Below are 23,244 nucleotides of genomic sequence, written 5' to 3' on the forward strand. Positions count from 1 at the left end.
GGATAATCGAAGTGGGAAGCGGGGAATGATGACTGCTTATATGGATCACAAGGATCTCGCCAACGAGGTCATCGACGAGGCGCGGGTCAAGGAAATCACGGACGGCGTGCGTCGCGTGCTCGATGACATCGCGCAGGCCGAGTCCGCTTCCGGGCGTGAGTCCGGGTCGGTGCGTCTGCTTGCGGCTACGAAAACCCGTGATGTCGGCGAAATCATGGCGGCCATCGACGCCGGCGTACGCATGATCGGAGAGAATCGCCCTCAGGAGATTTCCGCCAAGGCCGAGGGGTTGATTCGTCAATGTGCCGAGCGCGGCTTCTCGCTGGGTGCCGCTACTTCCCAAGCTTCTCAGCCTACCCCGAACGGCCACATTCCCTTCCATCTCATCGGCCAGCTGCAATCCAACAAGATCGGCAAGGTGCTGCCTTACGTTGACACTATCGAGTCGGTCGGTTCGTTCGAGGAGGCGCAGAAAATCGCCCGTCGCGCGCTCGCCCGTCACCTCACGGTCGGTGTGCTGCTGGAGGTCAACGAATCCGGCGAGGTCTCGAAGTCCGGCTGCGAACCCGACGAGGCCGTAGATCTGGCCTGCCGGATCGGCACCTTGGAAGGGTTGCAATTGCAGGGTCTGATGACCATCGGTGCCCACGTCGACGACGAAAAGACGATTCGTGCCGGGTTCGCGCACCTGCGTGGCACCCGCGACACGATTCTGGACTCTGGCGAACCGGGAACAGCGCAATGCCGCGAACTTTCGATGGGCATGACCCACGATATGGACTACGCCGTGGCCGAAGGCTCGACCATCGTGCGCGTCGGCACCGCGATTTTCGGTGAGCGCGCCTTCATCTGAAACGTCGGTCTTCCGGGTTCGACGCAATTCTGAAGGCTCGGTAACCGATCCGGGCGGGCCCGTGGGCGTGCTCGCAGCCAACTGTTTTCGGCTTTTGGCCTACCGAAGACAGGGAAGTGGCGTAGGCTAAAGGCATGAGAATCGCACGCTACTCCTATAACGATGTTCCGCACTATGCCTTCGTACAGACCGACAAGAATGACAAGAAGGATTACTTGGTCGAGCTTGACGGCTACCCGTTCGGCTCCCAGCCGGTCGGGCCCACCGGCCAGCGCCACCTGATCGACGAGGACGGTGTTCGCCTGCTTGCTCCGGTCATTCCCTCCAAGGTCTACGGCCTGGCCAAAAACTACGAGGCCCATGCGCAATATATGCATTCGAAAGGCCAGTCGGCCGTCGAGCATGCTCCCAGTGAGATGGTCATCTTCATGAAGCCGTCCACCTCTGTCATCGGCCCCGACGATCCGATAGTCATTCCCGACTATTCCAACGATATGAATTTCGAGCCAGAAGTGGCCGTTGTGATGGGCCGCATCGCCAAGAACGTTTCGGTCGACAAAGCCATGGACTACGTGCTCGGCTTCACCTGCGTCAACGACGTGACGCTGCGCGACCTGCAGGGCAGCGACCCGATGTGGACGCGCGCCAAGGGTTTCGACACCTCTTGCCCACTGGGCCCGTGGATCGAGACCGACCTTGATTGGAAGGACGCGAAGATCTCCTTCACGCTGAACGGTGAAGACGTGCCCGCCGCTTCCGGCACCACCGCCGACCTGATTCATTCGATTCCCGAGCAGATCGCCGAAATCTCAAGCTTTGCGACGTTGCTGCCGGGCGATGTCATCATGACCGGCACCCCCAACGCTTCCGGTACGCTGAAGCCGCGCGACGAAGCCATCGTCAACATCGAGGGCATCGGATCCCTGCGCAACGTGGTCGTCAAGGGCTGATATGCGGAATTGATTGTGGTTTCATGAATATATGAAGGTATGTATCAGGCAGGCCGGCTGACGGGATTGAAGTTCCGTTGGCCGGCTTGCTTTTATTTGATGGCGTCAATCAGAAGATTTCATTCAAAGGATTCTTGTAGCGCCGCGCGGCCTATGGCTAACAGATATTTGAATTACATAACTAGACAATGAGGTCTAAAAGTTGAGTCGAAGAGACTCAAGTTTTGGGAATAGAACCCTTCCGTTTGTGGTTGTACTAATCAGAGATTGAACGATGCCTTGCCATTCCGCCGATTTGCGACGGAACAGGGCGAACAAACGGAGGAAAACATGGAACAACAATTTACGACCATGGCCCAGGAAGCCATCGGTGACGCGATTCAAAGCGCGTCGGCTGCGGGCAATCCGCAGGTCGACACCCTGCATCTGATGGATGCGCTGCTGCGTCAGGAAAACAGCGTGGTCACGGGGCTCATCAGCGCCGCGGGCGGAGATCCGAAAGCAATCGGAGCCGCGGTGCGCAACGCCTTGGTCGCGCTGCCGAGCGCCAGCGGTTCCTCGACCTCGCAACCACAGGCGAGCCGCCAGTTGACGGCCGCGTTGGCTCAAGCCGAAAAGGAAATGAAGCAGATGGGCGACGAATACGTCTCCACCGAACACCTGCTGATCGGCATCGCCGACGCCGCGCCGAACGAAAGCGCGACGATTCTAAAAAACAACGGCGTGACGCCGGAAGCCTTGCGCAAGGCCGTTCCGGGCGTGCGCGGCGGTGCGAAAGTGACCAGCCCGGACGCCGAAGGCAGCTACAAGGCGTTGGAGAAGTACTCCACCGACTTGACCGCGCAGGCGAAGGAAGGCAAGCTCGACCCGGTGATCGGCCGCGATCAGGAGATTCGCCGTGTTATGCAGATTCTCTCGCGCCGCACCAAGAACAACCCGGTGCTGATCGGCGAGCCTGGCGTCGGCAAGACCGCTGTCGTTGAAGGCTTGGCGGAACGTATCGTTGCCGGCGATGTGCCGACGACGCTTCAAAACAAGAAGCTCATCAGCCTCGATTTGGGATCGATGGTAGCCGGTTCGAAGTATCGTGGCGAGTTCGAGGAACGGCTGAAGGCCGTCTTGAACGAGATCAAGAGCGCGAACGGTGAGATTATCACCTTTATCGACGAGATTCACACCATCGTCGGCGCGGGTGCGGCCGAAGGCTCGATGGATGCGGGCAATATGTTGAAGCCTATGCTGGCGCGCGGCGAGCTTCGCCTGATCGGCGCGACCACGCTCGACGAATACCGCGAGAACATCGAGAAGGACCCGGCTCTGGAACGTCGTTTCCAGCAGGTCTTCGTCGGTGAGCCGAGCGTTGAGGATACCATTGCGATTCTGCGTGGCTTGAAGCAGCGTTACGAGGCGCACCACAAGGTGACCATCGGCGACGATGCGCTCGTAGCCGCGGCGACGCTTTCGAATCGCTACATTTCCGGCCGTCAGCTGCCCGACAAGGCCATCGACTTGGTCGACGAGGCGGCGGCGCACCTACGCATGGAGCTGGATAGTCAACCCGAGGAAATCGATGAGCTGCAGCGCCGCGAGACCCGCCTGGAAATGGAGGAGATGCAGCTGAAGAAGGCCGAGGACCCGGCCAGCAAGGACCGCTTGAAGAAGCTGCAAAGCGATCTGGCGGATACCCGTGAGAAGCTTTCGGGCCTGAAGTCGCGTTGGGACGCCGAGAAGGCCGGCCACAACAAGGTCGGCGACTTGCGTGCCCAGCTCGACGCCAAGAAGGTGCAGGCCGACAAGTTTACCCGCGAGGGCGATTTGGAGAAGGCCAGCAAGATTCTTTACGGTGAGATTCCGGCGATCCAGAAGCAGCTCGATCTGGCTGAGCAAGCCGCGGACGAGGAAAATGCGGACGGCCAGGAGACCGAGCCGATGGTGCCCGACCATGTGGATGCCGATTCGGTGGCGGGCATCGTCTCCGAATGGACCGGCATCCCCGTCGGCCGTCTGATGCAGGGCGAAAACGAGAAGCTGTTGAATATGGAGAAGTTCCTTGGGCGTCGCGTCATCGGCCAGAAGGAAGCCATTCAGGCGGTTTCGGATGCGGTGCGGCGCTCGCGTGCCGGTATTTCCGACCCGAATCGCCCGACCGGTTCGTTCCTCTTCCTCGGACCCACGGGCGTGGGCAAGACGGAGCTCGCCAAGGCGTTGGCGGACTTCCTCTTCGACGATGAGAAGGCCATGGTGCGTATCGACATGAGCGAATACATGGACAAGGGTTCCGTGACCCGCCTGATCGGTGCGGCCCCAGGCTATGTCGGCTACGAGGAAGGTGGTCAGCTCACCGAGGCCGTGCGGCGTCGCCCTTACTCCGTCGTGTTGTTCGACGAGGTGGAGAAGGCGAATCCCGAGGTCTTCGACATTCTGCTGCAGGTGCTTGACGACGGGCGTCTGACCGATGGACAGGGCCGGACCGTGGACTTCAAGAACACGATTCTGATCATGACCTCGAACCTCGGTTCGCAGTTCCTGGTGCAACCCGATCTGGATGACGAGGCGAAGAAGAACGCGGTGATGGACGCGGTGCACGCGCACTTCAAGCCCGAATTCATCAATCGTCTCGACGAGCTGGTCATCTTCCATCCGCTCACCCGCGAGGAGTTGGGTGACATCGTGGACATCCAGGTGCGTCAGGTCGCCTCGCGCCTGACCGACCGCCGCATCACGCTCGACGTCACCAAGGCCGCGAAGGAATGGCTCGCCAATGCCGGTTACGACCCGGCTTACGGCGCTCGTCCATTGCGTCGCTTGGTGCAGACCGAGGTTGGCGACCAGATGGCGAAGATGCTGCTTTCGGGTAAGGTTCATGACGGCGACACCGTTCTGGTCGACCAGACCGGCGGCGATCACCTTGAGCTGAGCACGATGCCGGAGGACCCGCTGGACGAGGACCGCGACGACGAGTGATTTGGAAGGTATGAATTTCGTTGCGGAACGCGAGTAGCCAAGCGTTCTGCAGCAGGTTTGCAGGTTGATCGATAACCGGTAGATAGCAATATCTGGCACAAGAGCTGGGCTGTCGCAGCAATGCGGCGGCTCGGCTCTTGTGCTGTTTCGAATTGTGTATCGTTACTAGGCGTACCGATTTGCAGCAGGGAACGTCTTGATCTGAAAAAAAAATCGGCTCAGTGCTTCGATAATTGATTGTATGGGATTTCTGAACATAAGAAACCGCGGAATACCAGCGATTCTACGAACGGATGATGTTCGACGCGTAGCAACGAACATCAGAAATGCGCGTGAAATTCTTCCGTGCTACGCAGGTTGTATGGATATGTCCGTTACAAGCCGGCAGTGCTTTCAGTTCGTTGTCTTAACCGATATTGTTGCGGCGCGCTTTTCTGCGTCCATTGATAATAAGGATAACCGCGAGAATAGCGAGGATAAGGCCGGCGATAACCAGTACCCCCACGCCGCCGAAAAGCGCGACGGCTAACCGTGGTTGCGGGCCGAACACTACCAGCAGCGCGAACGCCCAGACCGCGATGATGATGACAGTGATGACGAAAATGCGGCTGAAATGCGCCAGCTTTCTGATGCCGGAAATAAGCGTGTTGAACGCGCGATCGGCGATGGCGTGGGCTGCGGCACTTGCGTTTGTGGTTGCGGTATTGCTGGTGCTGGAACCGGTGTCTGAGACTTGAGACGGTGAGCCATCGTTGGCAGTAAAGGTTTTCGTTGCTGCAGACGTGGTCTGCGATGCTGATACGGAATTCATCGAATTCTGAGATTTTTCGACATCCCGAAGAATCAGGACCTCGACCAGCTCAATGGCCAACGCCAAGGTGATGATGAGATTGACCCCGCCGAAATACGCGTGCCGCGAGCCTTCCGGGAACTGGTTGCCGGCCACGCAAATCGCCAGACTGTAGATAAAGGCTCCCGTGGCTCCCAGCGAAATCAGCGAATTGACGTCCGGGGTGCGGCGGCCCAGTGCGTGCCAGCCTTCCCGATGAATCGGCGCGCCACACCAAAACATCGTCGGCGTGGTCAAAATGGCTTGCAGCCAAGGATTGACCATCCAGGTCGGTATCAGAGTTGTGGTGAAACGGCTGAGCAATGAGGGAATGAAGACGATTACGGTAAATACCATTGCGACAATCATCAGGCGTGAAATGCGAGAGATCTGAGCACCGGTCTGTTCGGTTTGGTCTGTTTCGCCGGTCTGACGGGTTTTGTCCGTCGGTGTCGATGTGTCGTTGGAAGAGGGGCTGCGCAGCCCCTGAAGCGCTGTTTCCGCCGAGGATTGCGGCAAAGTGGGCGAGCGGAAAAAGAGGATGATGAGCCAAGTGGCCAACGCTGCGGCCACCACTGCCAAACCGCCCATGAATAAGTCGAATCCCATGGCCCCTCCCTGGTTGTCTCTTCATCATCGCAGTTTTGTGTGCCGATATCTCTTGTGACACGCTGATTGACACGAGATATACGCACGCTTTACCTGGTTGCCAGACATACCGGACGCGTCTGTCTTGTGTCGGCATGCTATCGGTGGGGTCAAGTGGCTGTCTCATTGTCAAGATGCTGGCGAGAAGCCCCCGTTGCAGCAAGATCATTGGTTTTGATACTGGCGGTCTTGATTGCCGTTATTGCCATGCGGGTTTCGTCCATGGCATCCTGTGTAATAGAACATATGTTCGAAAATCCTGTAGTGGCAATCGTAATGGTCATCCTCGCAGCGGCGCTGGGGCTGGTGGCCGGATTTGTGCTGGGCAAATCCAAAGGGCAGGAGACCGCGAGAACCGTCAAAGACACCGGTGCCGAAGAGACGCAGGCGCAAAACGACCAGCTTCGGCGACAGGTAGGTGAGCTTACCACGCAGGCCGCGCAATATCGAACGCAGTGCGATGGGTTGAATCAGCAGCTGGCGTTCGTCAAATCGCAATTGGCGCAGGCCCAGCAGGCCGAACAGCTTCGTGTGCAACGACAGCAGGAGCAGGAGCGGCGGGAAGCCGAACGCAAACAGGCCGAGCAGGCCAAGGCGATGGCGGAGCAGAGCAAGGTGCTTTCCGCGCTCGCGCCTGTGCAGAAAAACCTTGATGCCCTGCAGCAGAAGGTCACCCAGATTGAAGAAGGCCGCAAGCATGAGATGGGCGCCTTGGGCCAGCAGCTCAAGGGATTGAATGAGCAACAGACCCGCTTGGACAAGGAGACCAGTTCGCTTTCGGCCGCGTTGCGCAACAACAAGGTGCGTGGCGCATGGGGTGAGGCGCAGCTGCGCAACATCGTAGAATCCGCAGGGCTTCTGGAGCATGTCGATTTTGATACGCAGGTGGTCGTGGCCGATCCGGAAGGTCGCATACAGCGGCCGGACATGGTGGTTTATCTTCCCGGCGGCAAGACGATTCCCATCGATGCCAAGGCACCGTATTCCGATTACCAGCGTGCCTGCGAGATTCCCGATACGGCTTCCGTTGACGAGCTCAAACGTCGTGATGAGTTGCTGCGGGCCCACGCCAAAGCGTTGCGCGAGCATGTCAAGACCTTGGGCGACAAGGCTTATTGGAATGCTTTCGAGACCACTCCCGATTTTGTTATCGCTTTCATTCCCAACGATGCCTTGCTTGAGGCGGCTTTGAAGGTCGACCCGACGTTGATGGACGATGCATTCGCGCGTAAGGTCGCGTTGACTTCGCCGGTCACCTTGTGGGCGGTGCTGAAATCGGTCGCTTTCGCGTGGCAACAGCAGAGCCTTACCGATGACGCCAAGATGCTTTTCGATCTTTCGCGTGAGCTGTATGAACGTTTTGCGGTTCTTGGCGACAAAGCCAACAAGCTTGGCCATTCCATTACCCGTACGGTTTCGGCATACAATGCTTTCGCTTCGTCGTTGGAGTCGCGTGTGTTGGTCACCGCGCGTAAAATGCAGAAGATTGATTCGAGCAAGGTTATCGAGCCGGTCGAGATGGCCGATTCCGAGAAAACTGATGTCCATGAGCTTACGGCTCCCGAGTTGGACCTTGAGCCGGAGGAGAAGTAATGAGTGCCGAACAAGCCGAGATCGACGTCGAAACCAAAAGCAAAGGCGAAGATAAGGGCAAAGGCCAAAATGCTAGGGAATTGCCGACGCTTCTGCGGTCGGCGGTGGCGAGGAAGCCGTTCAACGAGCTGTTTGCAGTGAGTCTTGATGCGCACGGCTTTGAGTTAATCGGTGACGCTTTGCTCGACGCGTTGGAGCAGCGCGGTTTCGCTCTTGGTGGCTTTGATGCGGTCGGCGCGTTGACCGCTGCCGCCGTGCCGATGGTGACTGCGGTGATGCACGCCGCTCGTGAGCGCGGACGTGAGCTTAACGGCTTTGTGATGGATTTCGTCTATCCGTCGATCAAAGGCCCTTCCATTTCAGGCAGGCGCGTGGTCTTGCTCGATTCGTGGCTTTCCGAAAAGTCGTATGTACAGACTTCGTCGCTGGTCACCTTGCGCAACGGCAATGAGCTGAGTCTTGATTTCAGCGTTGTGGAGCACGAGGGCGCAGAGGTCGTTGCCATCGCTTCATTGATCGGCGGGGTTAGTGGCGATGCCGACGCTGGCGGCATCAAAGTCATTAATCCCGTTTCCGGCGAGCAACGCAATCTGCCGTTTGTAACGGTTTTCGACGAGGACGGGTTGCGTGGTGGCGCGACTGAAGCAGAAAAGACCGATTGATATGGATGAGCCAACCCGCATGACCGCTGTTATAGTCGCTCGTGAGAGCAGCGAGCAACCGTATTTCGTGCGGCATAGGCGTTTGCAATCTATTGATAGTGCGAGCATGGTCGATGCCGACGTCAAGGCCATGATCGAAGGGAGTACTGATTATCGTGCGTGAGCCTAATCCCATAACCGCGGCGGCCCAGGCTTCGGGCGAGCCGGTTTTCCGCGAGATCGGTGTCGGTCCGTGGGCGCAGACCCATCCAGACGAACCTCGTCCCGACAATCCGCAGTCGCCGAATTTCGACGAACGCTACGATCCGGAACTGCTTGACAACGGTGACCGTCGTAATGTGCTCGATGGATTCCGCTATTGGTCGGTGGCCGCCATCAAGGCTGAGCTGGACAAGCGGGGCCGTCATGGTTTCGACGTGGCCGTCGAAAACTGGACGCATGATTTCAACATCGGATCGATGGTGCGTACGGCCAATGCCTTCGCCGCCCACAAGGTCCATATCGTCGGCCCGCACAAGTGGAACCGCAAGGGCGCGCTGATGACCGAGCTCTACCAGCACGTCGACCACCATCCCTCCATCGAAGAGCTGGTGACGAGCTGGAAGCAGGAAATCGCCGAGGAAATCAAGCAAGCCGAAGCAGACGAGGCCAAGGCCGAATTCCGTGTGGACAAGGCCCGTTATCACCGCATTGCCGAGGAGGCCAGGGCCTCCCGTATCATCGCACTCGACATCATCCCCGGCGCGGTTCCCATCGAAACCTACCGTTTCCCGAACCGTTGCCTGATGCTCTTCGGAGGCGAAGGGCCTGGTCTCTCTCAGCGGGCGCTGGAACTGGCCGATGATGTGGTCTATATTTCCCAGTTCGGCTCGGTGCGCTCGATTAATGCCGGTGCCGCCGCCGCAGTCTCCATGCACTGTTGGATTTCCCAGCATTTGGTCGATTGAACATTAATCGAACATTTGGGCAAGGTAGCGCGATAACTCAAAGGATCAACCCCTGATTTATCCCTGAACAGACCCTGAAACGTCCCTTAGACGGGTACTGGTCTTTTGCTTCGTCATGTTATATTCAAAACATGATCAAAATAACCAATTTGAGCAAGCGATTCGGGTCCAAGGTCGCGCTCGACAATGTCAGTTTTACGGCCGCCGACGGCAAAGTCACCGGCTTTCTCGGCCCCAACGGTGCCGGCAAATCCACTACGATGCGGGCGGCGCTTGGCCTGATTTCCTCGGACTCCGGGCAGGCGCTCATTGATGGCGGCGATTTCCGCAAATCCCGCGCCCCGATGACGAGTGTGGGCGCAGTACTCGACGCCAAGTCGGCTCACAAGAACCGTTCCGCATACAATCATCTGCTTTCTCTGGCGCTCACCAACGGCATTTCCAAGCGTCGCGTCAACGAGGTCATCAATTTCACCGGCTTGGAAAGCGTCAAGAAACGCAAAACCGGCGGCTTTTCGCTGGGTATGAGCCAACGGCTTTCCATCGCGGCGGCGCTGTTGGGCGACCCGCACAACCTCGTGCTCGACGAGCCGGTCAACGGCCTCGACCCTGAAGGTGTGAAATGGGTGCGTGAACTGTGCAGGTTCTACGCCAGCCAGGGCCGTGCGGTGCTGCTGAGCTCACACTTGATGAGCGAGGTCGCGCTGACCGCCGACAATCTGGTCATCATCGGGCAGGGCAAGGTCTTGGAAACGACCACGGTCAACGATTTCGTCGCCGAGCACTCCGCCCATTCGATTCGTGTGGTCACCCCGGAGCCGCAGAAACTCAGGGCCATTTTCGCCAGTGCCCCGGAGGTCCAGGTACATGTTGAACAACGCACAGCGTCCGACCCGCGTGAAGGCGAGGTCTTCCGCATCAACGGAGCCGACCTGAAGTCCGCCGCGCAGGTGTTCGCGCAGGCGCAGCTAGTGACCTACGAACTCGTCGAGGAAAAGGTGTCGCTCGAAGAGGCCTACCTGTCACTCACGCATTCCCAGGCGCAATATGCCACGCACGAATTGCCCGGCCAGCAGCCGATTCAATATACCAACGCGGCGCAGCAAAACGGCACTAACGCGGCGCAGCAGAACGGGGACAGGCACGATGATGACGAATACGATGACGGATCCGAACACAACAGCGATGATAAGCAGGACAAATATGATGGCGACAAATGCGACAACAAACGCCAAGGCCATGCAAAAGCAACAACCCACGACCGACCTCCACTCAACGTCCCGCGAATCTCAACCGCAACCGCAGCATGGCTCACGTGCATTTGAGCTTCTTCGGCAGCATTCGTTCTGAACTACTGAAACTGTCCAGCCTCGCTTCGACGCTTTGGCTTTCGGCCATTTCCTTGCTCACGACGGTCGGTTTCGCCGCGCTGTTTGCGTGGAGCATCAAGCAGGAGAGCCATTATGACGATAAGGGCAAGTGGATGGCGACGGCCATGCCGATTCCTCGTTCGGTCCTGTTTGAATGCGTCTCACAGAGTCTTATTGTTGCTATCATCCTGATCGGTGTCATCGCCATTCTCGTGGTCACCGGCGAATATGCCACGTCCTCGGTGCAGATGTCGCTGGTCGTCAACCCGCGGCGCGTGATGTTCATGAATGCCAAGGCCTTTGCGGTGGCCATTTATTCCTTTGTGCTTTCGCTGGTGACCTTGCTCATTTCATGGGGTGTGGTCGAAGCCATGCTTGCGGGCTCGAAGCAGACGCCGCTGACTGCCAAAGAGCATTGGCTACCGCTGATTGTCATTCTCGGGGGTGCGGCGATAACCACATTGGTCGCTGAATTTTCGCTCGGTCTGGGCGCTATCGCGCGCTCGACGGCCGGCGGTGTGGTCATTTTCGTCGTGATCTATATGATGGCCACTACGATTTTCGGCATCATCTCCAGCCTCTCCAAGCATATGCTTTGGGCCAACTGGTGCTCGCAGCTGATGCCCTCGAGCTTGGTCAATACGTTCCTGTCGGGGAAGAGCAACGAGCTTGAGGCCGGCATGGTGCCCAAGGGCTGGCCGGTTCCGGGCTGGTGGCAGAGCGGTCTGATCATGCTTGCATGGGCCGTCGTTTTCTACATTGTCGGGATGTTTATCGTCCGCAAACGTGACGTGAAGTGACGATTCGGTCCGATAACCGGTAGGTTGTGCTGGAAACGAGACAATCCTGCGAGGAAACGTATACTTTGGACCTCTGAAACGTACGTTTTCTAGCAGGATTGTCTCTTGTTAGTCGTAGAAGTTGCCAGAATACTGAGGTATTCGTTACTGGGATGAGGTTTTTGCCGTGGAATACTCGTCATCTGAACGTCACAGATGACTCATACAATTGAGGCTATGCCTACTTTCACAAGAGATACAGTCGAGCATCTGGGCCAACTTGCCCAGATCGCGCTCACCGACGAGGAAGCGACCCGCATGCAAGGCGAGTTGAACGTCATCGCCGATTCCATCAACAAGGTGCAGGAAGTCGCGTCCGATGACGTCGAACCTACTGCCAACCCGGTTCCGCTCGAGGCGTATCTGCGCCCCGACGTCCCCGAAAAGCCGTTGAGCCGCGAGGACGCGCTCGCCGGAGCCCCAGCCACGGAGAACGGTATGTTCGTAGCCCCGCGCATCCTCGGAGGTGAGGCCTGATGGCCGAAGCAAATGAATTGGTGAAGCTCACCGCCGCACAGATGGCGGAGAAGATTCGCAACAAGGAAGTCTCCAGCCGCGAGCTGGTCGATGCCGAGCTGAACGTCATCGATGCCGCCGAGCCGGACATTCATGCGTTCCTGCATATTTCCGCTGACGAGGCGCGCGCTCAGGCCGACGCCTTCGATAAGAAGAACGCCGCGGGCGAGACCGAGGGCTTGCCGGAGCTCGCCGGTGTGCCGATCGCCATCAAGGACATGATTGTCACCAAGGGTATCGAAACGACCGCCGCTTCGAAGATTCTCGAAGGCTGGATTCCGCCGTACGACGCCACGGTCATCACCAAGCTCAAGGCCGCTGGCATGCCGCTTTTGGGCAAGACCAACCTTGATGAGTTCGCACAGGGTTCCTCCACGGAGCATTCCGCGTTCGGCCCGACGCACAATCCTTGGGACACCTCCCGTGTCCCCGGTGGCTCCGGCGGTGGTTCCGCTTCCGCGGTCGCCGCATTCGAGGCCCCGCTTGCACTCGGCACCGATACCGGTGGTTCGATTCGCCAGCCCGGCAGCTTGACCGGTACGGTCGGCGTCAAGCCCACCTACGGCGGTGTCTCCCGTTTCGGCGCAATCGCCATGGCGAGCTCGCTCGACCAGATCGGCCCGGTCTCGCGCAACGTGCTTGATTCCGCGCTGCTGCAGGAGATCATCGGCGGCCACGACGTGCGTGATTCCACGTCCATTCCGATGGACGTTCCGCCAATCGTCAAGGCTGCTCGCGAAGGCTACAAGCGCGACCTCAAGGGTATGAAGGTCGGACTTGTCAAGCAACTCGGCGGCGATGGCTATCAGCCCGGTGTCGAGGCCCGTTTCAATGAAGCGGTCAAGCTTCTGCAAGACATGGGTGCCGAAGTGGTCGAGGTCGATTGCCCGCACTTCGATTACGCGCTCGCAGCCTACTACATCATCATGCCGTCCGAGGTCAGCTCCAACCTGGCCCGCTACGATGGCATGCGCTACGGCCTGCGTGTGATGCCGCCGGCAGGTGTGCCGCAGACGGCCGCCAACATGATGGCCTATACCCGCGAGGCCGGCTTCGGCGACGAGGTCAAGCGCCGTATCATCCTCGGCATCTACGCCCTTTCCGCCGGCTACTACGATGCATGGTACGGTTCGGCACAAAAGGTTCGCACCCTGATCATCGACGATTTCAACAAGGCGTTCGAGAAGGCCGACGTGCTGGTTGCGCCGACGAGCCCGACCACCGCGTTCAAGTTCGGTGAGAAGATGAACGACCCGCTGACGATGTACATGAGCGATATCGCCACGATTCCGGCGAACATGGCCGGCACCCCCGCGATGAGCATCCCCGCCGGGCTTTCCGACGATGGCCTGCCCGTGGGCTTCCAGTTCATGGCCCCGCAGAAGCACGACGAGCAGATGTACAAGCCCGCCGCCGCGCTTGAGGCGGCCCTGGAGGAGCAGTGGGGCGGCCCGGTCTGGCAGAACCTCAAGACCCCGTGGCTCAAGAGCGCAAAGTAATCGGACGGCAAGGAGAAACAAATCATGGCTGAAAAATTGATGAAGTATTCCGATGCCGTCAAGGAATTTGACCCGGTATTCGGTCTGGAAACCCACGTCGAGCTGTGCACGCAGACCAAGCTGTTCTGCCCGGCGCACGAGGAGTTCGGCGCGGAGCCGAACACGGAGCTCACCCCGGTGAGCCTCGGCCTGCCCGGAAGCCTGCCGGTGGTCAACAAGACCGCCGTCGACTTCGCGATCAAGCTGGGTCTGGCGTTGCACTGTGAGATCCACGAGTGGAGCCAGTTCGCCCGCAAGAACTACTTCTACCCGGATATGCCGCGCGACTATCAGATCTCGCAGTTCGACAAGCCGACCAACGGCAACGGCTATCTCGACGTCGAGCTCGACGATGGCACCACCTTCCGCGTGCCGATCGAGCGCGCCCACATCGAGGACGACGCCGGCAAGAACACCCACGTTGGTGGCGCCGACGGCCGTATCGAGGGCGCGGACCACTCGCTGGTCGATTACAACCGTGCCGGTGTTCCGCTCATCGAGATCGTCACCAAGCCTGTCGAGGGCGGCGGCGAGCGCGTCCCGGAGATTGCGGACGCCTACATGCGCGCCATCCGCGACATCGTGCGCGCCCTGGGCATTTCCCATGGCCGCATGGAGCAAGGCAACATGCGCGCCGACGTCAACATCTCACTGCGCAAGAAGGGCACTAAGGAGCTCGGCACTCGTTCGGAGACCAAGAACGTCAACACGTTCCGTGGCATCAAGAAGACCTTGCAGTACGAGATTCGCCGTCAGGCGGCCATCCTCGACGAGGGCGGCGAGATTCTGCAGGAGACCCGCCACTGGGACGAGGCCACGCAGACCACCGCTGGCGGCAGGGTAAAGTCCGATGCCAACGATTACCGTTACTTCCCCGATCCCGACCTCGTGATGCTGCACATCACGCAGGAGCACATCGACGAAATCGCCAAGACCATGCCGGAGATGCCGCGCGAGCGTCGTGCCCGCCTGCAGAAGGAATGGAACCTGACCGATCTGCAGATGCGCGACCTGATCAACGCCGACGCGCTCGACCTGGTCGAGGAGACCGTCAAGGACGGTGCCTCGGCTGCCGGCGCCCGCAAGTGGTGGCTCGGAGAGATTTCCCGCGTCGCCAACGAGCGCAGCGTCTCGCTTGAAGAGCTGCCGATCACCCCGGCCGACGTGGCCGAGGTCGAGAAGCTCGTCGCCGCGGGCAAGCTCAACGACAAGCTTGCCAAGCAGACCGTCACCGGCGTGCTGGACGGCGAAGGCACCCCTGATGAGGTCGTTAAGAAGCACAACTACCAGGTCGTTTCCGACGATGGTGCGCTCGACAAGGCCATTGATGAGGCACTTGCCGCCAACCCGGATGTGGCCGAGAAGCTCAAGAGCGGCAACATGAAGCCGATGGGCGCCATCATCGGCGCCGTCATGCGCGCCACCCACGGTCAGGCCGACGCCAAGGCCGTGAGCGCTCTGGTCATCAAAAAGATGAAAGGCTGACTCTTCTCGGCTGGGTAGTTACTGACGCCTGGCCGGAAGGATATACATTGTTCGACACGCTCCGGGCCGAACCGTTAAGCAGGGAGTCCTGTGGACTTCCTGTAGGTTCGGTGAGCGCGATGTACGAGCACGAAGGCAAAATCGTAAGATTTTGCTCAGGCCGAGTCTTTACGGTCGAACAACGCATATCCTTCCGGCCAGGCTTTCGTGTTTTGGGGTTCTGACGACGCCTCAACCGAAAAAAGAAGCGAATGCCAATAGTCAGGCGAACACGGTAATCTTAAAGAAGATTTCAAGCGCGTTGGAGGAATGAAAGCAAATGTCTGGAAACTCCGAAAACCCTACTGTTCAGGCGGATTTGCGTCAACTGCCGGAACGTATCGTCATACCGGAGATTCGTGGTGAGATGGTGCATCTGCGCCCCGCGACCCTTGACGATCTGCCGAAGCTCGATCAGCTTGAGGTTTATTTCAACGCTTCCGGCGACACCGGCAAAGACAAGCAGTCCGAGCGCGCCGTCGTCCAAGCTTGGGTCAAGCGTTCGGTGGCATGGGTCAACGGCATTGCCGCGTCTGAATCCGGAGTCGGCGATCCCGAGGCCCGGCGCACGATGGCCTGGACCATTCTGACCGATTCGGACCATGACGCCGACGGCAAAATCGATGCCGAGGAGACCGACAACGTCATCGGCATGATTTTCCTGATCGACATCGACGGCTGGGCGCGTTCGGCTCGTATCCAGGTGATGCTCGGCAAGGATTACCGTGGCCGCGGCTATTCGCGCGACGCGATGCCCCGAGTGATGACCTACGGGTTCGCTTCCACCCCGGTGGGTTTGGGAATGCATCGTATTTGGGTGGCGGTACCGGAGAAAAGCGCCCGCACCCTCTCGGTCTACCAGTCTCTGGGCTTCATCAAGTCAGGCACCTCCCGCGATTCGCTGTGGGACGCCTCTATCGGAAAGTATCAGGATTTGATAGTTCTTGATACGCTTGTCGATGAATATGACCCCATCCGTTCGCTCGACGCCTTCGGTATGCATGTCATCGAGGGCAATCCCGGTGTCAAGGAGGCTATGGCGGCGCGTGAGCATTCCATCGAAATCCAACAGCACAAGGCAAGAAAAGACAAAGACGGCGCCGCCGATACCAGCAGTGGCGAAACCGGGGGCAACGGTTCCGGCCAGGCCAATAGCCAAGCCGCCAGAAGCGGCGGACAAGACGGTGCGGAAAATGCCGAGGAACAGGCGGCTCGCGCTACTGGTTCAAACGGCGCTGGAACGGCGGGTAAGTCGCGTTCGGGCGAACTTCCATCCGCAGGCATTGATCACGAAGGTCGCAAGCACGATGCCGACGATGGTTCCGAAACGTCATGGCCCTTTTCCGCCACACAAAGCAAGAAATCCAAAAAGGCCTGGTGGCGTAATCTTGGGCATACCGGGCAGAAAAAAGGCGACGTCGACAAGACGGCCGGTTCCAAAAACGACAAAGCAGGGGGTAGCGTTCAGTGAGCGCTGAAGATCTCGACGATTACGAGATGAACGCCGAATTGGCGCTTTACAAGGAATATCGTGACGTTATCAAGCTGTTCACTTACGTTGTGGAGACAGAGCGTCGTTTCTATTTGGCCAACAAGGTCGATTTCAACGTGCGTTCCGCCGGTCAGGACGTTTATTTTGACGTACAGCTTACGGATGCGTGGGTCTGGGACGTCTATCGTTCCTCGCGATTCGTCAAGAACGTGCGGATTGTCACGTTCAAGGATGTCAACGTAGAGGAAGTGCAGAAGACCGACATCGATATTCCCGATTCTCTGACATGATTCTTTAGCGCTTATGACGGTTCGGGAGGGTGGGACATACATTGTTCGACACGCTCCGGGCTGAGCCGTTAAGCGGAAAGCCCTGTGGGCTTTTCGTAGGCGAAGTGAGCGCGATGTATCGAGCGCGAAGGCAAAATTTCCAATTTTGCACAGGCCAAGTCTTTACGCCCGAGCAAAGCATATCTTCCCCTTCCAGGCCTCAGCCTTAGAATCTGCTAGGAGTCGACTGGGCCGATGTCGGGGTTCTGAAGCGCTTTTAAGCGAATATTTTCAGCAAACATGCAGATGGTTCGTGTATGTTTTTAGACAATGATGGTGCTGGTTTGCGCGTTCGTGTAGGCTGGTTTTGATTTGTGTATGGGGCGTATTGGCTTCAAAATAAGTATTTTTTTGGGGAGGCTGTTGTGGCTGAGGGTGCTGACAAGAAGTCTGTGGTGATTATCGGCGGCGGGCCTGCGGGTCTGACTGCGGCTTGGGAACTGCTGAAGGACGGCGGAGCCAGCAAATATGATGTGACGGTGTTGGAGGCGACGCGCGAGTTCGGTGGTATTTCGCGCACGGTGAAGCACAACGGCAACCGCATGGATATCGGCGGTCATCGTTTCTTCTCCAAGGACGACCGCGTGATGGATTGGTGGAAGAACATCATGCCGTTGCAGGGCGCGCCATCGTACGATGACAAGAAGCTCGGACGACATCATGACCTCGAGCCGGGCGGCCCGGATCCGGAGAAGACGGATGTGGTGATGTTGAAGCGTCACCGTGTCTCCCGCATCTTCTGGAACCAGCATTTCCTGGATTATCCGATTTCGCTTTCCGCCGGCCTCTTCAAGGCGCTGGGTCTGAAGCTGACGCTGAAGGCCGGGTTCAGCTACCTCTGGTCCATGATTCACAAGCTTCCTGAAGACAATCTCGAGAACTTCTATATCAACCGTTTCGGCCGTCAACTCTATTCGATGTTCTTCGAGGGCTACACCACCAAGGTCTGGGGCCGTACGCCCGCCGAGATTTCGGCGGACTGGGGCGCCCAGCGCGTGCGCGGCCTGTCCGTGATCACGGTGCTGAAGAACGCGATTGCCAAGATGCGTCCGCAGAAGCGCGACTCCAGCAAGGTGGAGACCTCGCTGATCGAGGAATTCTGGTACCCGAAGCTCGGTCCGGGCCAGCTCTGGGAGATCGTCGAGGGACAGGTCGTTGACAATGGCGGCAAGGTCATCACCGATGCGAACGTAGTCGAGCTGCGTCAGAAGGATGACGGATCGATCGCCTCGGTCGTGTACGTCGATGACAAGGGTGCGCGCACCGAACTGGCGGCGGATGATTTCATCAGCTCCATGCCGGTTAAGGATCTGGTCAACGCCATCGATCGTGCCGCGAAAGAGGATGAAGGCGGAAAGGCCGTCGACGGTTCCGAAGCCGCGAATACTTCCGCATCCAAGGAAATCGCCACGACCTCCGAGGACGTGCCGGCAGACATGAAGCGCATCGCCAACGGCCTGCCGTACCGCGATTTCGTCACCGTGGGCCTCTTGGTGAAGCACTTGCGCTTGAAGAATACAACCGACATGAAGACGCTCGGCAACCCGCCGATCGTGCCGGACTGCTGGATCTACGTGCAGGATCCGGGCTACAAGGTCGGCCGCGTGCAGATCTTCAACAACTGGAGCCCTTACCTCGTCAAGGACGTCGACAACACGGTGTGGGTCGGCCTCGAGTACTTCTGCGAGGAGGGCGATGACTTCTGGAACCTCTCTGACGAGGAGGCCACCGCGTTCGCCATCAAGGAACTCACCCGCATGCGCGTGATCAACGGGCCGCAGGATGTGCTGGACTCGCACCGCGAGCACGTCAAGAAGGCGTATCCCGCCTACTTTGACACCTACGACGAGATGCCGCAGCTCATCGACTATCTGGATTCGTTCGGCAACCTCTACTGCGTGGGCCGCAACGGCCAGCACCGCTACAACAACCAGGACCATTCCATGGCCAGCGCGATGGAGGCCGTCGACAACATCAAGACCGGCCGCGCCGACAAGAAGAACGTCTGGTCGGTCAACACTGAAAAGTCCTATCATGAGGAAAAGTAGACGGCAATCGGTTTTAAAGCATAGTAACAAGGCGGATGCTCTTTGAAAGAGTGTTCGCCTTTTGCGTTTTCGACACGCTGCCTGTTGGCTCATGGCGAAGGTCTTGTATCGGTTGTAATCTAAAGAAAAGTTCGAAAACCACATGGTGGTATCGGATATTTCATAAGCGGTTTTACAATATGCCGTATCTTTTTCATATAGCTTCCGGGCAATGCCGTAGGAAGTCGAGGAAAGGCAACATTATAGTGGCAACTAGCCAGAATATTGAGGATATGAAGCTGCCTGAGCTGAAAGCGCTCGCCAGACAGATGGGGCTTCGTGGCACGTCAACGATGCGTAAGCCCGAGCTGCTCGCCACCCTTCAAGCTGCAAGAACAGGCGGGGAAGCGCCTAGTGGCGTTACGGTTCGTGCTCCCAAAGCCGCGCCGAAAAGGGCTGCGGAAAAGAACGGTGCCGAAAGCGATAAGTCCGGATCCGTGCAAGAGCAGGATTCTGCCTCCAAACATGTTGACGAGGCGGGTAACGATAAAAGCCAGGAGCCCGTTTCTGATCAAAAAACCGCAGATGCCGTATCGGGCAATGACGAAAACCGTGAAAAGACCGGGGCCAGGGCTATCCGACATTCTTCTGCAGAGGGGAACGTGAGACGTTCGCAAAAGCAGGAAAACGAGGAAGAACGAGCTGAGCAGGAGCCTGGGCTTTTTGATGACGTCGAGCCCCCGCATCGCAGGAACAGGTCGTTTGTCGCGCATCGTCGCGGTGAACGTGAAATGGAAGAAGGCGGCGAGGAACATACCCGCCGTCGCAACTATCGCGCCGAGCAGCAGTCCCGTCACGATACCGCTTCCAATGAGGTTCGCGACCTGGACGATATTCTTGCCACCTTGCCTGTTCCCGGCAATGACGAGGAACATGCCAACGACGCCAAAGAGGATGAACCCCGTCGCGAGTTCACCCGCCATGCGCGTCGCAGCGACCGCTACAACCGTGATGATCGCGGTAATGATCGGCATCAGCGCCGCTTGCGTGGGCGCGATCGTGGCAATAATTACGATTATAAGGACCGCGACAATCGCAACGACCGCAACGACCGTTACGGCAACGATGAAGCCGGCAATGTTGACAATGCGCACGAGCGTCGTGGCGACAACAAGGAGGGGCTGGTCCCCGTCGCAGGCATCGTCGACGTGCTTGATTCCTATGCGTTCATCCGCACTTCCGGCTATCTGCCGGGCCCCAACGACGTGTATGTTTCGATGGGCCAGATTCGCAAATACGGTCTGCGTAAGGGCGACGCCGTTCAGGGCTTCATCCGCGAACCGCGCGAAGGCGAACGCCGCAACCAGCGCCAGAAGTTCGTGCCGCTGCAATCCATCGAGACCATCAATGGCATGAGCGTCGAGGATGCGGCCAACCGCGCGCAGTTCTCCAAGCTCACCCCGCTCTATCCGCAGGAACGCCTCAAGCAGGAGACCACTCCGAACAAGATTCTCGGTCGCCTGATCGATCTGGTCGCGCCGATCGGCAAAGGCCAGCGCGGTCTGATCGTCTCCCCGCCGAAGGCCGGCAAGACCATCACCTTGCAGAACATCGCCAATTCCATCGCTACGAATAATCCAGAAGTGCATCTGATGGTGGTGCTCGTGGACGAACGCCCCGAGGAAGTCACCGACATGGAGCGCACCGTGCAGGGCGAGGTCATCTCCTCGACGTTCGATCGCCCGGCTTCCGACCACACCACTGTCGCCGAACTCGCCATCGAGCGTGCCAAGCGCTTGGTGGAGCTCGGCCAGGACGTGGTGGTGCTGCTCGATTCCATGACCAGGCTTGCCCGTGCCTACAACATCGCCGCTCCGGCTTCTGGTCGCGTGCTTTCCGGCGGTGTCGACGCGCAGGCGCTCTATCCGCCTAAGAAGTTCTTTGGCGCCGCCCGCAACATTGAAAACGGCGGATCGCTGACCATTATCTCTTCGGCGCTGGTGGAAACCGGCTCCAAGATGGACGAGGTCATTTTCGAGGAATTCAAGGGCACCGGCAATATGGAGCTTCGTCTTTCGCGAGATTTGGCCGATAAGCGACTCTTCCCTGCCATTGACATCAATGCTTCCGGCACGCGTCGTGAGGAGCTCATCACGGCGAAAGATGAGCTTGCGGTCATCTACAGCCTGCGTCGCTTGCTTGGTGGCATGGAGCCGGAGAAGGCATATCAGACCATTGTGCCGCGCTTGAAGAAGACGGCGACCAACCGTGACTTCCTGCAGGCCATCATCAAGCAGAACAGTGGTAACGCCTGATTGAATGGATTTCATTGAATCCCTGACGACGTCTGACTGTGGCCAGACGTCGTTCTGTTTTTCTTTCGAGCGGTAATTTTCGTTACCTCGCTGCAGATTGAAGCGTGTGCAAAGTGACAGTTCGGCGGTGATATGGATGTTTTGGCGCGCTTTGTCGTTTGGATTACAGGACAGTGGTGGGGTTCTTGTCGTAAGGTAAAGACATGACTGATTTTTCTGAAGATGCTGACACTATGCGGAATGCCGATACTCCGCAAAAAGACGGCTGGCGTGATACCACCATCGACGACGCGCAGGAGAGGGCCAACCCGCAAACCGCGCAGGCCGTCGAACGCATCAAGCGGTTGCGCCAGTCCATCGACAACGTGGATACGGCCATCGTCTCGTTGCTTGCGGAGCGCTTCAAATACACCGCTGAAGTCGGGGTTTTGAAGGCCCAGTCCGGGTTCGCTCCGGAAGATCGACAACGTGAAAGTCGGCAGGCCGAGCGGCTTACGAAGGTGGCTCTCGATGCCGGGCTCGATCCGAGCATTGAAGAGAGCTATCGTGAGTTCGTGGTCACGGAAGCCAAAAAACGTCATCAGCGCATCGCCGAAGCCGGCGGCGATCCTGGCGTGCTCGATATCTATGCGTGAAATGCATCAAGTATTTGTATGACGTTTTGTTGCTGATGTAAGCTCTCGCTTAAGGTGAATGCTGGCAAGTCAACGATGACTTCTGCCTTGTTATGTTGGGGAAACGAAACTTCCAAGAATGATAGTATTGCTTTGTAATGTGCTTTCGCATACGTTGGCAAGGAGGCTGGTATGAGCAAAAAGCATGGCAAGAAAATCGTCAGCAGAAAGAAATTCAAGGTCATCGACAATCTGGACACCGAGGAGAAGCGGCTTCAAGACCGGGTGTTGTTGATGCAGATGGCGATGGATGAATATGACGAATATCTGGGCGGAACGCTGGAACGCTCGGTTTCGTGGTATCTGATGTGCTCTTGGTATGGGCTTTCGACCATGCAAAGCGCGATTTTGATAGCGAGGCTTGCGACGCTGCTTGACGCCTCGCAAACCGGGGGCAAATGGAAGCCGTTCGTTCATGCGCGTCAAGGCAAGCACGGCTTGGAGATCTACGCCAGGAAGAACAAGTCGAAGCGGGAGAAGGGGCCTGCGTTTGACGTTGCGCATATCCGTATGGTCATGCGTTCGGTGATGACCAAGGAGAAGCTTGAAGCGATTACCGACGATCAGGTGATGCGTTTCGCCCGCACGTTGCAGGCCATCGCCGCGCGCGAGGAAGAGCGTGAGGCGAAGAACGACCGCAGGTTTGATGCCTCAGATTCTCCCGGGGCCGTCGCGTTCGAGGATGCCAAGGAATACGCCGATCCTGACGCGTTGGATGACGTTGATGATGAAGCCGGGGAGGCCGGTATCGGCATTGATGTCTTCGCTGATGAAGAAGCGGATTTCGAGGCATCAGACGATGAGGAAGACGCTGGAGTCCTGGCAGAAACCGGTCCGTTGAACGAATCCGCGGCGACCGAGGGATTGTCTGAGAATGCGGCCGATACTGATAGCAATGTCGGTGCACGGGGTAAGGAAGGCGAAGCCAGTTCCGACAGTAGCAACGACGTCAAAAACAACGATGTCCATGGAAAACATGCCCAAGGCAACAACTCGTTGAGTGATATCCCCGAACTCAAGCGGCTCGATTTGGGCAAGGGCGATAAAAACAAGTAAAACGGTGAGACGTAACGGTTAAAACATAAGCGTTAAAACGTCGTTCGCGCGAAGATCGTTGTTGACAGGAGCGCATAAGGGGCATAAGAATACGAGAGTGGGGCTGCACCGATTGAAA

At 58.0% G+C, this 23,244-nt stretch carries 18 protein-coding genes and 1 pseudogene; 18 read left to right on the forward strand and 1 reads right to left on the reverse strand.

The features are described from left to right. Positions 1 to 28: 28 nt before the first annotated feature. The 3 genes from OZX74_RS01165 (at position 29) to clpB (ending at position 4,767) form a co-directional block, all read left to right on the forward strand. Entirely contained in the window at positions 29 to 853 is an 825-nt protein-coding gene (locus OZX74_RS01165) for a YggS family pyridoxal phosphate-dependent enzyme (RefSeq protein WP_277157367.1), read from the forward strand. A 134-nt stretch (positions 854 to 987) separates the two neighbouring features. After that, entirely contained in the window at positions 988 to 1,803 is an 816-nt protein-coding gene (locus tag OZX74_RS01170) for a fumarylacetoacetate hydrolase family protein (protein ID WP_277156779.1), read from the forward strand. Between the two features lie 330 nt (positions 1,804 to 2,133). Further along, on the forward strand, positions 2,134 to 4,767 hold the full coding sequence (clpB, locus tag OZX74_RS01175; RefSeq protein WP_277156780.1) for an ATP-dependent chaperone ClpB: 2,634 nt from the start codon (positions 2,134 to 2,136) through the stop codon (positions 4,765 to 4,767). Between the two features lie 406 nt (positions 4,768 to 5,173). On the opposite strand, the gene OZX74_RS01180 is transcribed toward clpB, so the two are convergent. Next, positions 5,174 to 6,205 (reverse strand): hypothetical protein, encoded by a 1,032-nt coding sequence (locus tag OZX74_RS01180; RefSeq protein ID WP_277156781.1) that lies wholly within the window; start codon positions 6,203 to 6,205, stop codon positions 5,174 to 5,176. Between the two features lie 285 nt (positions 6,206 to 6,490). Between OZX74_RS01180 and rmuC the strand changes: the two genes are divergently transcribed. The 15 genes and pseudogenes from rmuC to OZX74_RS01255 all read left to right on the forward strand — a co-directional run bounded on the left by rmuC (position 6,491) and on the right by OZX74_RS01255 (position 23,126). Continuing rightward, positions 6,491 to 7,837, forward strand: coding sequence for a DNA recombination protein RmuC (gene rmuC, locus OZX74_RS01185; RefSeq protein WP_277156782.1), 1,347 nt, complete (start codon positions 6,491 to 6,493; stop codon positions 7,835 to 7,837). Then, positions 7,837 to 8,499, forward strand: coding sequence for an orotate phosphoribosyltransferase (locus OZX74_RS01190; RefSeq protein ID WP_277156783.1), 663 nt, complete (start codon positions 7,837 to 7,839; stop codon positions 8,497 to 8,499). Before rmuC ends, OZX74_RS01190 begins: the two co-directional genes overlap by 1 nt. 1 nt (position 8,500) lies before the next feature. Beyond that, the gene (locus tag OZX74_RS01195; protein ID WP_277156784.1) at positions 8,501 to 8,662 is read left to right on the forward strand and encodes a hypothetical protein; all 162 of its coding nucleotides are present in this window, start codon (positions 8,501 to 8,503) and stop codon (positions 8,660 to 8,662) included. Further along, a complete protein-coding gene (locus tag OZX74_RS01200) occupies positions 8,655 to 9,446 on the forward strand; it encodes a TrmH family RNA methyltransferase (protein WP_277156785.1) in 792 nt (263 codons plus the stop codon). The genes OZX74_RS01195 and OZX74_RS01200 overlap by 8 nt, the downstream gene beginning before the upstream one ends. A gap of 131 nt (positions 9,447 to 9,577) precedes the next feature. Further along, a pseudogene (locus OZX74_RS01205) lies at positions 9,578 to 10,513 on the forward strand (ATP-binding cassette domain-containing protein); the annotation flags it as partial. Positions 10,514 to 10,752: 239 nt separating this feature from the next. Then, complete coding sequence (locus OZX74_RS01210) at positions 10,753 to 11,616, forward strand: hypothetical protein (protein ID WP_277156786.1); 864 nt, start codon at positions 10,753 to 10,755, stop codon at positions 11,614 to 11,616. A gap of 216 nt (positions 11,617 to 11,832) precedes the next feature. Next, entirely contained in the window at positions 11,833 to 12,132 is a 300-nt protein-coding gene (gene gatC / locus OZX74_RS01215) for an Asp-tRNA(Asn)/Glu-tRNA(Gln) amidotransferase subunit GatC (protein ID WP_277146135.1), read from the forward strand. Further along, entirely contained in the window at positions 12,132 to 13,670 is a 1,539-nt protein-coding gene (gene gatA, locus OZX74_RS01220; RefSeq protein WP_277156787.1) for an Asp-tRNA(Asn)/Glu-tRNA(Gln) amidotransferase subunit GatA, read from the forward strand. The genes gatC and gatA overlap by 1 nt, the downstream gene beginning before the upstream one ends. Before the next feature lie 24 nt (positions 13,671 to 13,694). Further along, positions 13,695 to 15,194 carry an Asp-tRNA(Asn)/Glu-tRNA(Gln) amidotransferase subunit GatB gene (gene gatB, locus OZX74_RS01225; protein WP_277156788.1) on the forward strand — a complete coding sequence of 500 codons (1,500 nt, stop codon included), beginning with the start codon at positions 13,695 to 13,697 and terminating at the stop codon, positions 15,192 to 15,194. Between the two features lie 319 nt (positions 15,195 to 15,513). After that, positions 15,514 to 16,704: a GNAT family protein gene (locus tag OZX74_RS01230; RefSeq protein ID WP_277156789.1), complete on the forward strand. Its 1,191-nt coding sequence runs from the start codon at positions 15,514 to 15,516 to the stop codon at positions 16,702 to 16,704. Then, positions 16,701 to 17,015: a DUF2469 domain-containing protein gene (locus OZX74_RS01235; protein ID WP_277156790.1), complete on the forward strand. Its 315-nt coding sequence runs from the start codon at positions 16,701 to 16,703 to the stop codon at positions 17,013 to 17,015. The genes OZX74_RS01230 and OZX74_RS01235 overlap by 4 nt, the downstream gene beginning before the upstream one ends. A 404-nt stretch (positions 17,016 to 17,419) precedes the next feature. Continuing rightward, a complete protein-coding gene (locus tag OZX74_RS01240) occupies positions 17,420 to 19,102 on the forward strand; it encodes an NAD(P)/FAD-dependent oxidoreductase (RefSeq protein WP_277156791.1) in 1,683 nt (560 codons plus the stop codon). A 245-nt stretch (positions 19,103 to 19,347) separates the two neighbouring features. After that, entirely contained in the window at positions 19,348 to 21,396 is a 2,049-nt protein-coding gene (rho, locus tag OZX74_RS01245; RefSeq protein ID WP_277156792.1) for a transcription termination factor Rho, read from the forward strand. Positions 21,397 to 21,629: 233 nt separating this feature from the next. Beyond that, positions 21,630 to 22,031: a chorismate mutase gene (locus tag OZX74_RS01250; RefSeq protein ID WP_277157368.1), complete on the forward strand. Its 402-nt coding sequence runs from the start codon at positions 21,630 to 21,632 to the stop codon at positions 22,029 to 22,031. Between the two features lie 171 nt (positions 22,032 to 22,202). Then, positions 22,203 to 23,126 (forward strand): hypothetical protein, encoded by a 924-nt coding sequence (locus tag OZX74_RS01255; protein WP_277156793.1) that lies wholly within the window; start codon positions 22,203 to 22,205, stop codon positions 23,124 to 23,126. Positions 23,127 to 23,244 lie beyond the last annotated feature (118 nt).

This window comes from Bifidobacterium sp. ESL0798, assembly GCF_029395415.1.
Taxonomy (GTDB): domain Bacteria; phylum Actinomycetota; class Actinomycetes; order Actinomycetales; family Bifidobacteriaceae; genus Bifidobacterium.

What these genes read in the sequence shown, in the direction of transcription:
- OZX74_RS01165 (WP_277157367.1), top strand. Translation starts at nt 29, where the DNA reads ATGACTGCTTATATGGATCACAAGGATCTCGCCAACGAGGTCATCGAC.
- OZX74_RS01170 (WP_277156779.1), top strand. Translation starts at nt 988, where the DNA reads ATGAGAATCGCACGCTACTCCTATAACGATGTTCCGCACTATGCCTTC.
- clpB (WP_277156780.1), top strand. Translation starts at nt 2,134, where the DNA reads ATGGAACAACAATTTACGACCATGGCCCAGGAAGCCATCGGTGACGCG.
- OZX74_RS01180 (WP_277156781.1), bottom strand. Translation starts at nt 6,205, where the DNA reads ATGGGATTCGACTTATTCATGGGCGGTTTGGCAGTGGTGGCCGCAGCG.
- rmuC (WP_277156782.1), top strand. Translation starts at nt 6,491, where the DNA reads ATGTTCGAAAATCCTGTAGTGGCAATCGTAATGGTCATCCTCGCAGCG.
- OZX74_RS01190 (WP_277156783.1), top strand. Translation starts at nt 7,837, where the DNA reads ATGAGTGCCGAACAAGCCGAGATCGACGTCGAAACCAAAAGCAAAGGC.
- OZX74_RS01195 (WP_277156784.1), top strand. Translation starts at nt 8,501, where the DNA reads ATGGATGAGCCAACCCGCATGACCGCTGTTATAGTCGCTCGTGAGAGC.
- OZX74_RS01210 (WP_277156786.1), top strand. Translation starts at nt 10,753, where the DNA reads ATGGCTCACGTGCATTTGAGCTTCTTCGGCAGCATTCGTTCTGAACTA.
- gatC (WP_277146135.1), top strand. Translation starts at nt 11,833, where the DNA reads ATGCCTACTTTCACAAGAGATACAGTCGAGCATCTGGGCCAACTTGCC.
- gatA (WP_277156787.1), top strand. Translation starts at nt 12,132, where the DNA reads ATGGCCGAAGCAAATGAATTGGTGAAGCTCACCGCCGCACAGATGGCG.
- gatB (WP_277156788.1), top strand. Translation starts at nt 13,695, where the DNA reads ATGGCTGAAAAATTGATGAAGTATTCCGATGCCGTCAAGGAATTTGAC.
- OZX74_RS01230 (WP_277156789.1), top strand. Translation starts at nt 15,514, where the DNA reads ATGTCTGGAAACTCCGAAAACCCTACTGTTCAGGCGGATTTGCGTCAA.
- OZX74_RS01250 (WP_277157368.1), top strand. Translation starts at nt 21,630, where the DNA reads ATGCGGAATGCCGATACTCCGCAAAAAGACGGCTGGCGTGATACCACC.
- OZX74_RS01255 (WP_277156793.1), top strand. Translation starts at nt 22,203, where the DNA reads ATGAGCAAAAAGCATGGCAAGAAAATCGTCAGCAGAAAGAAATTCAAG.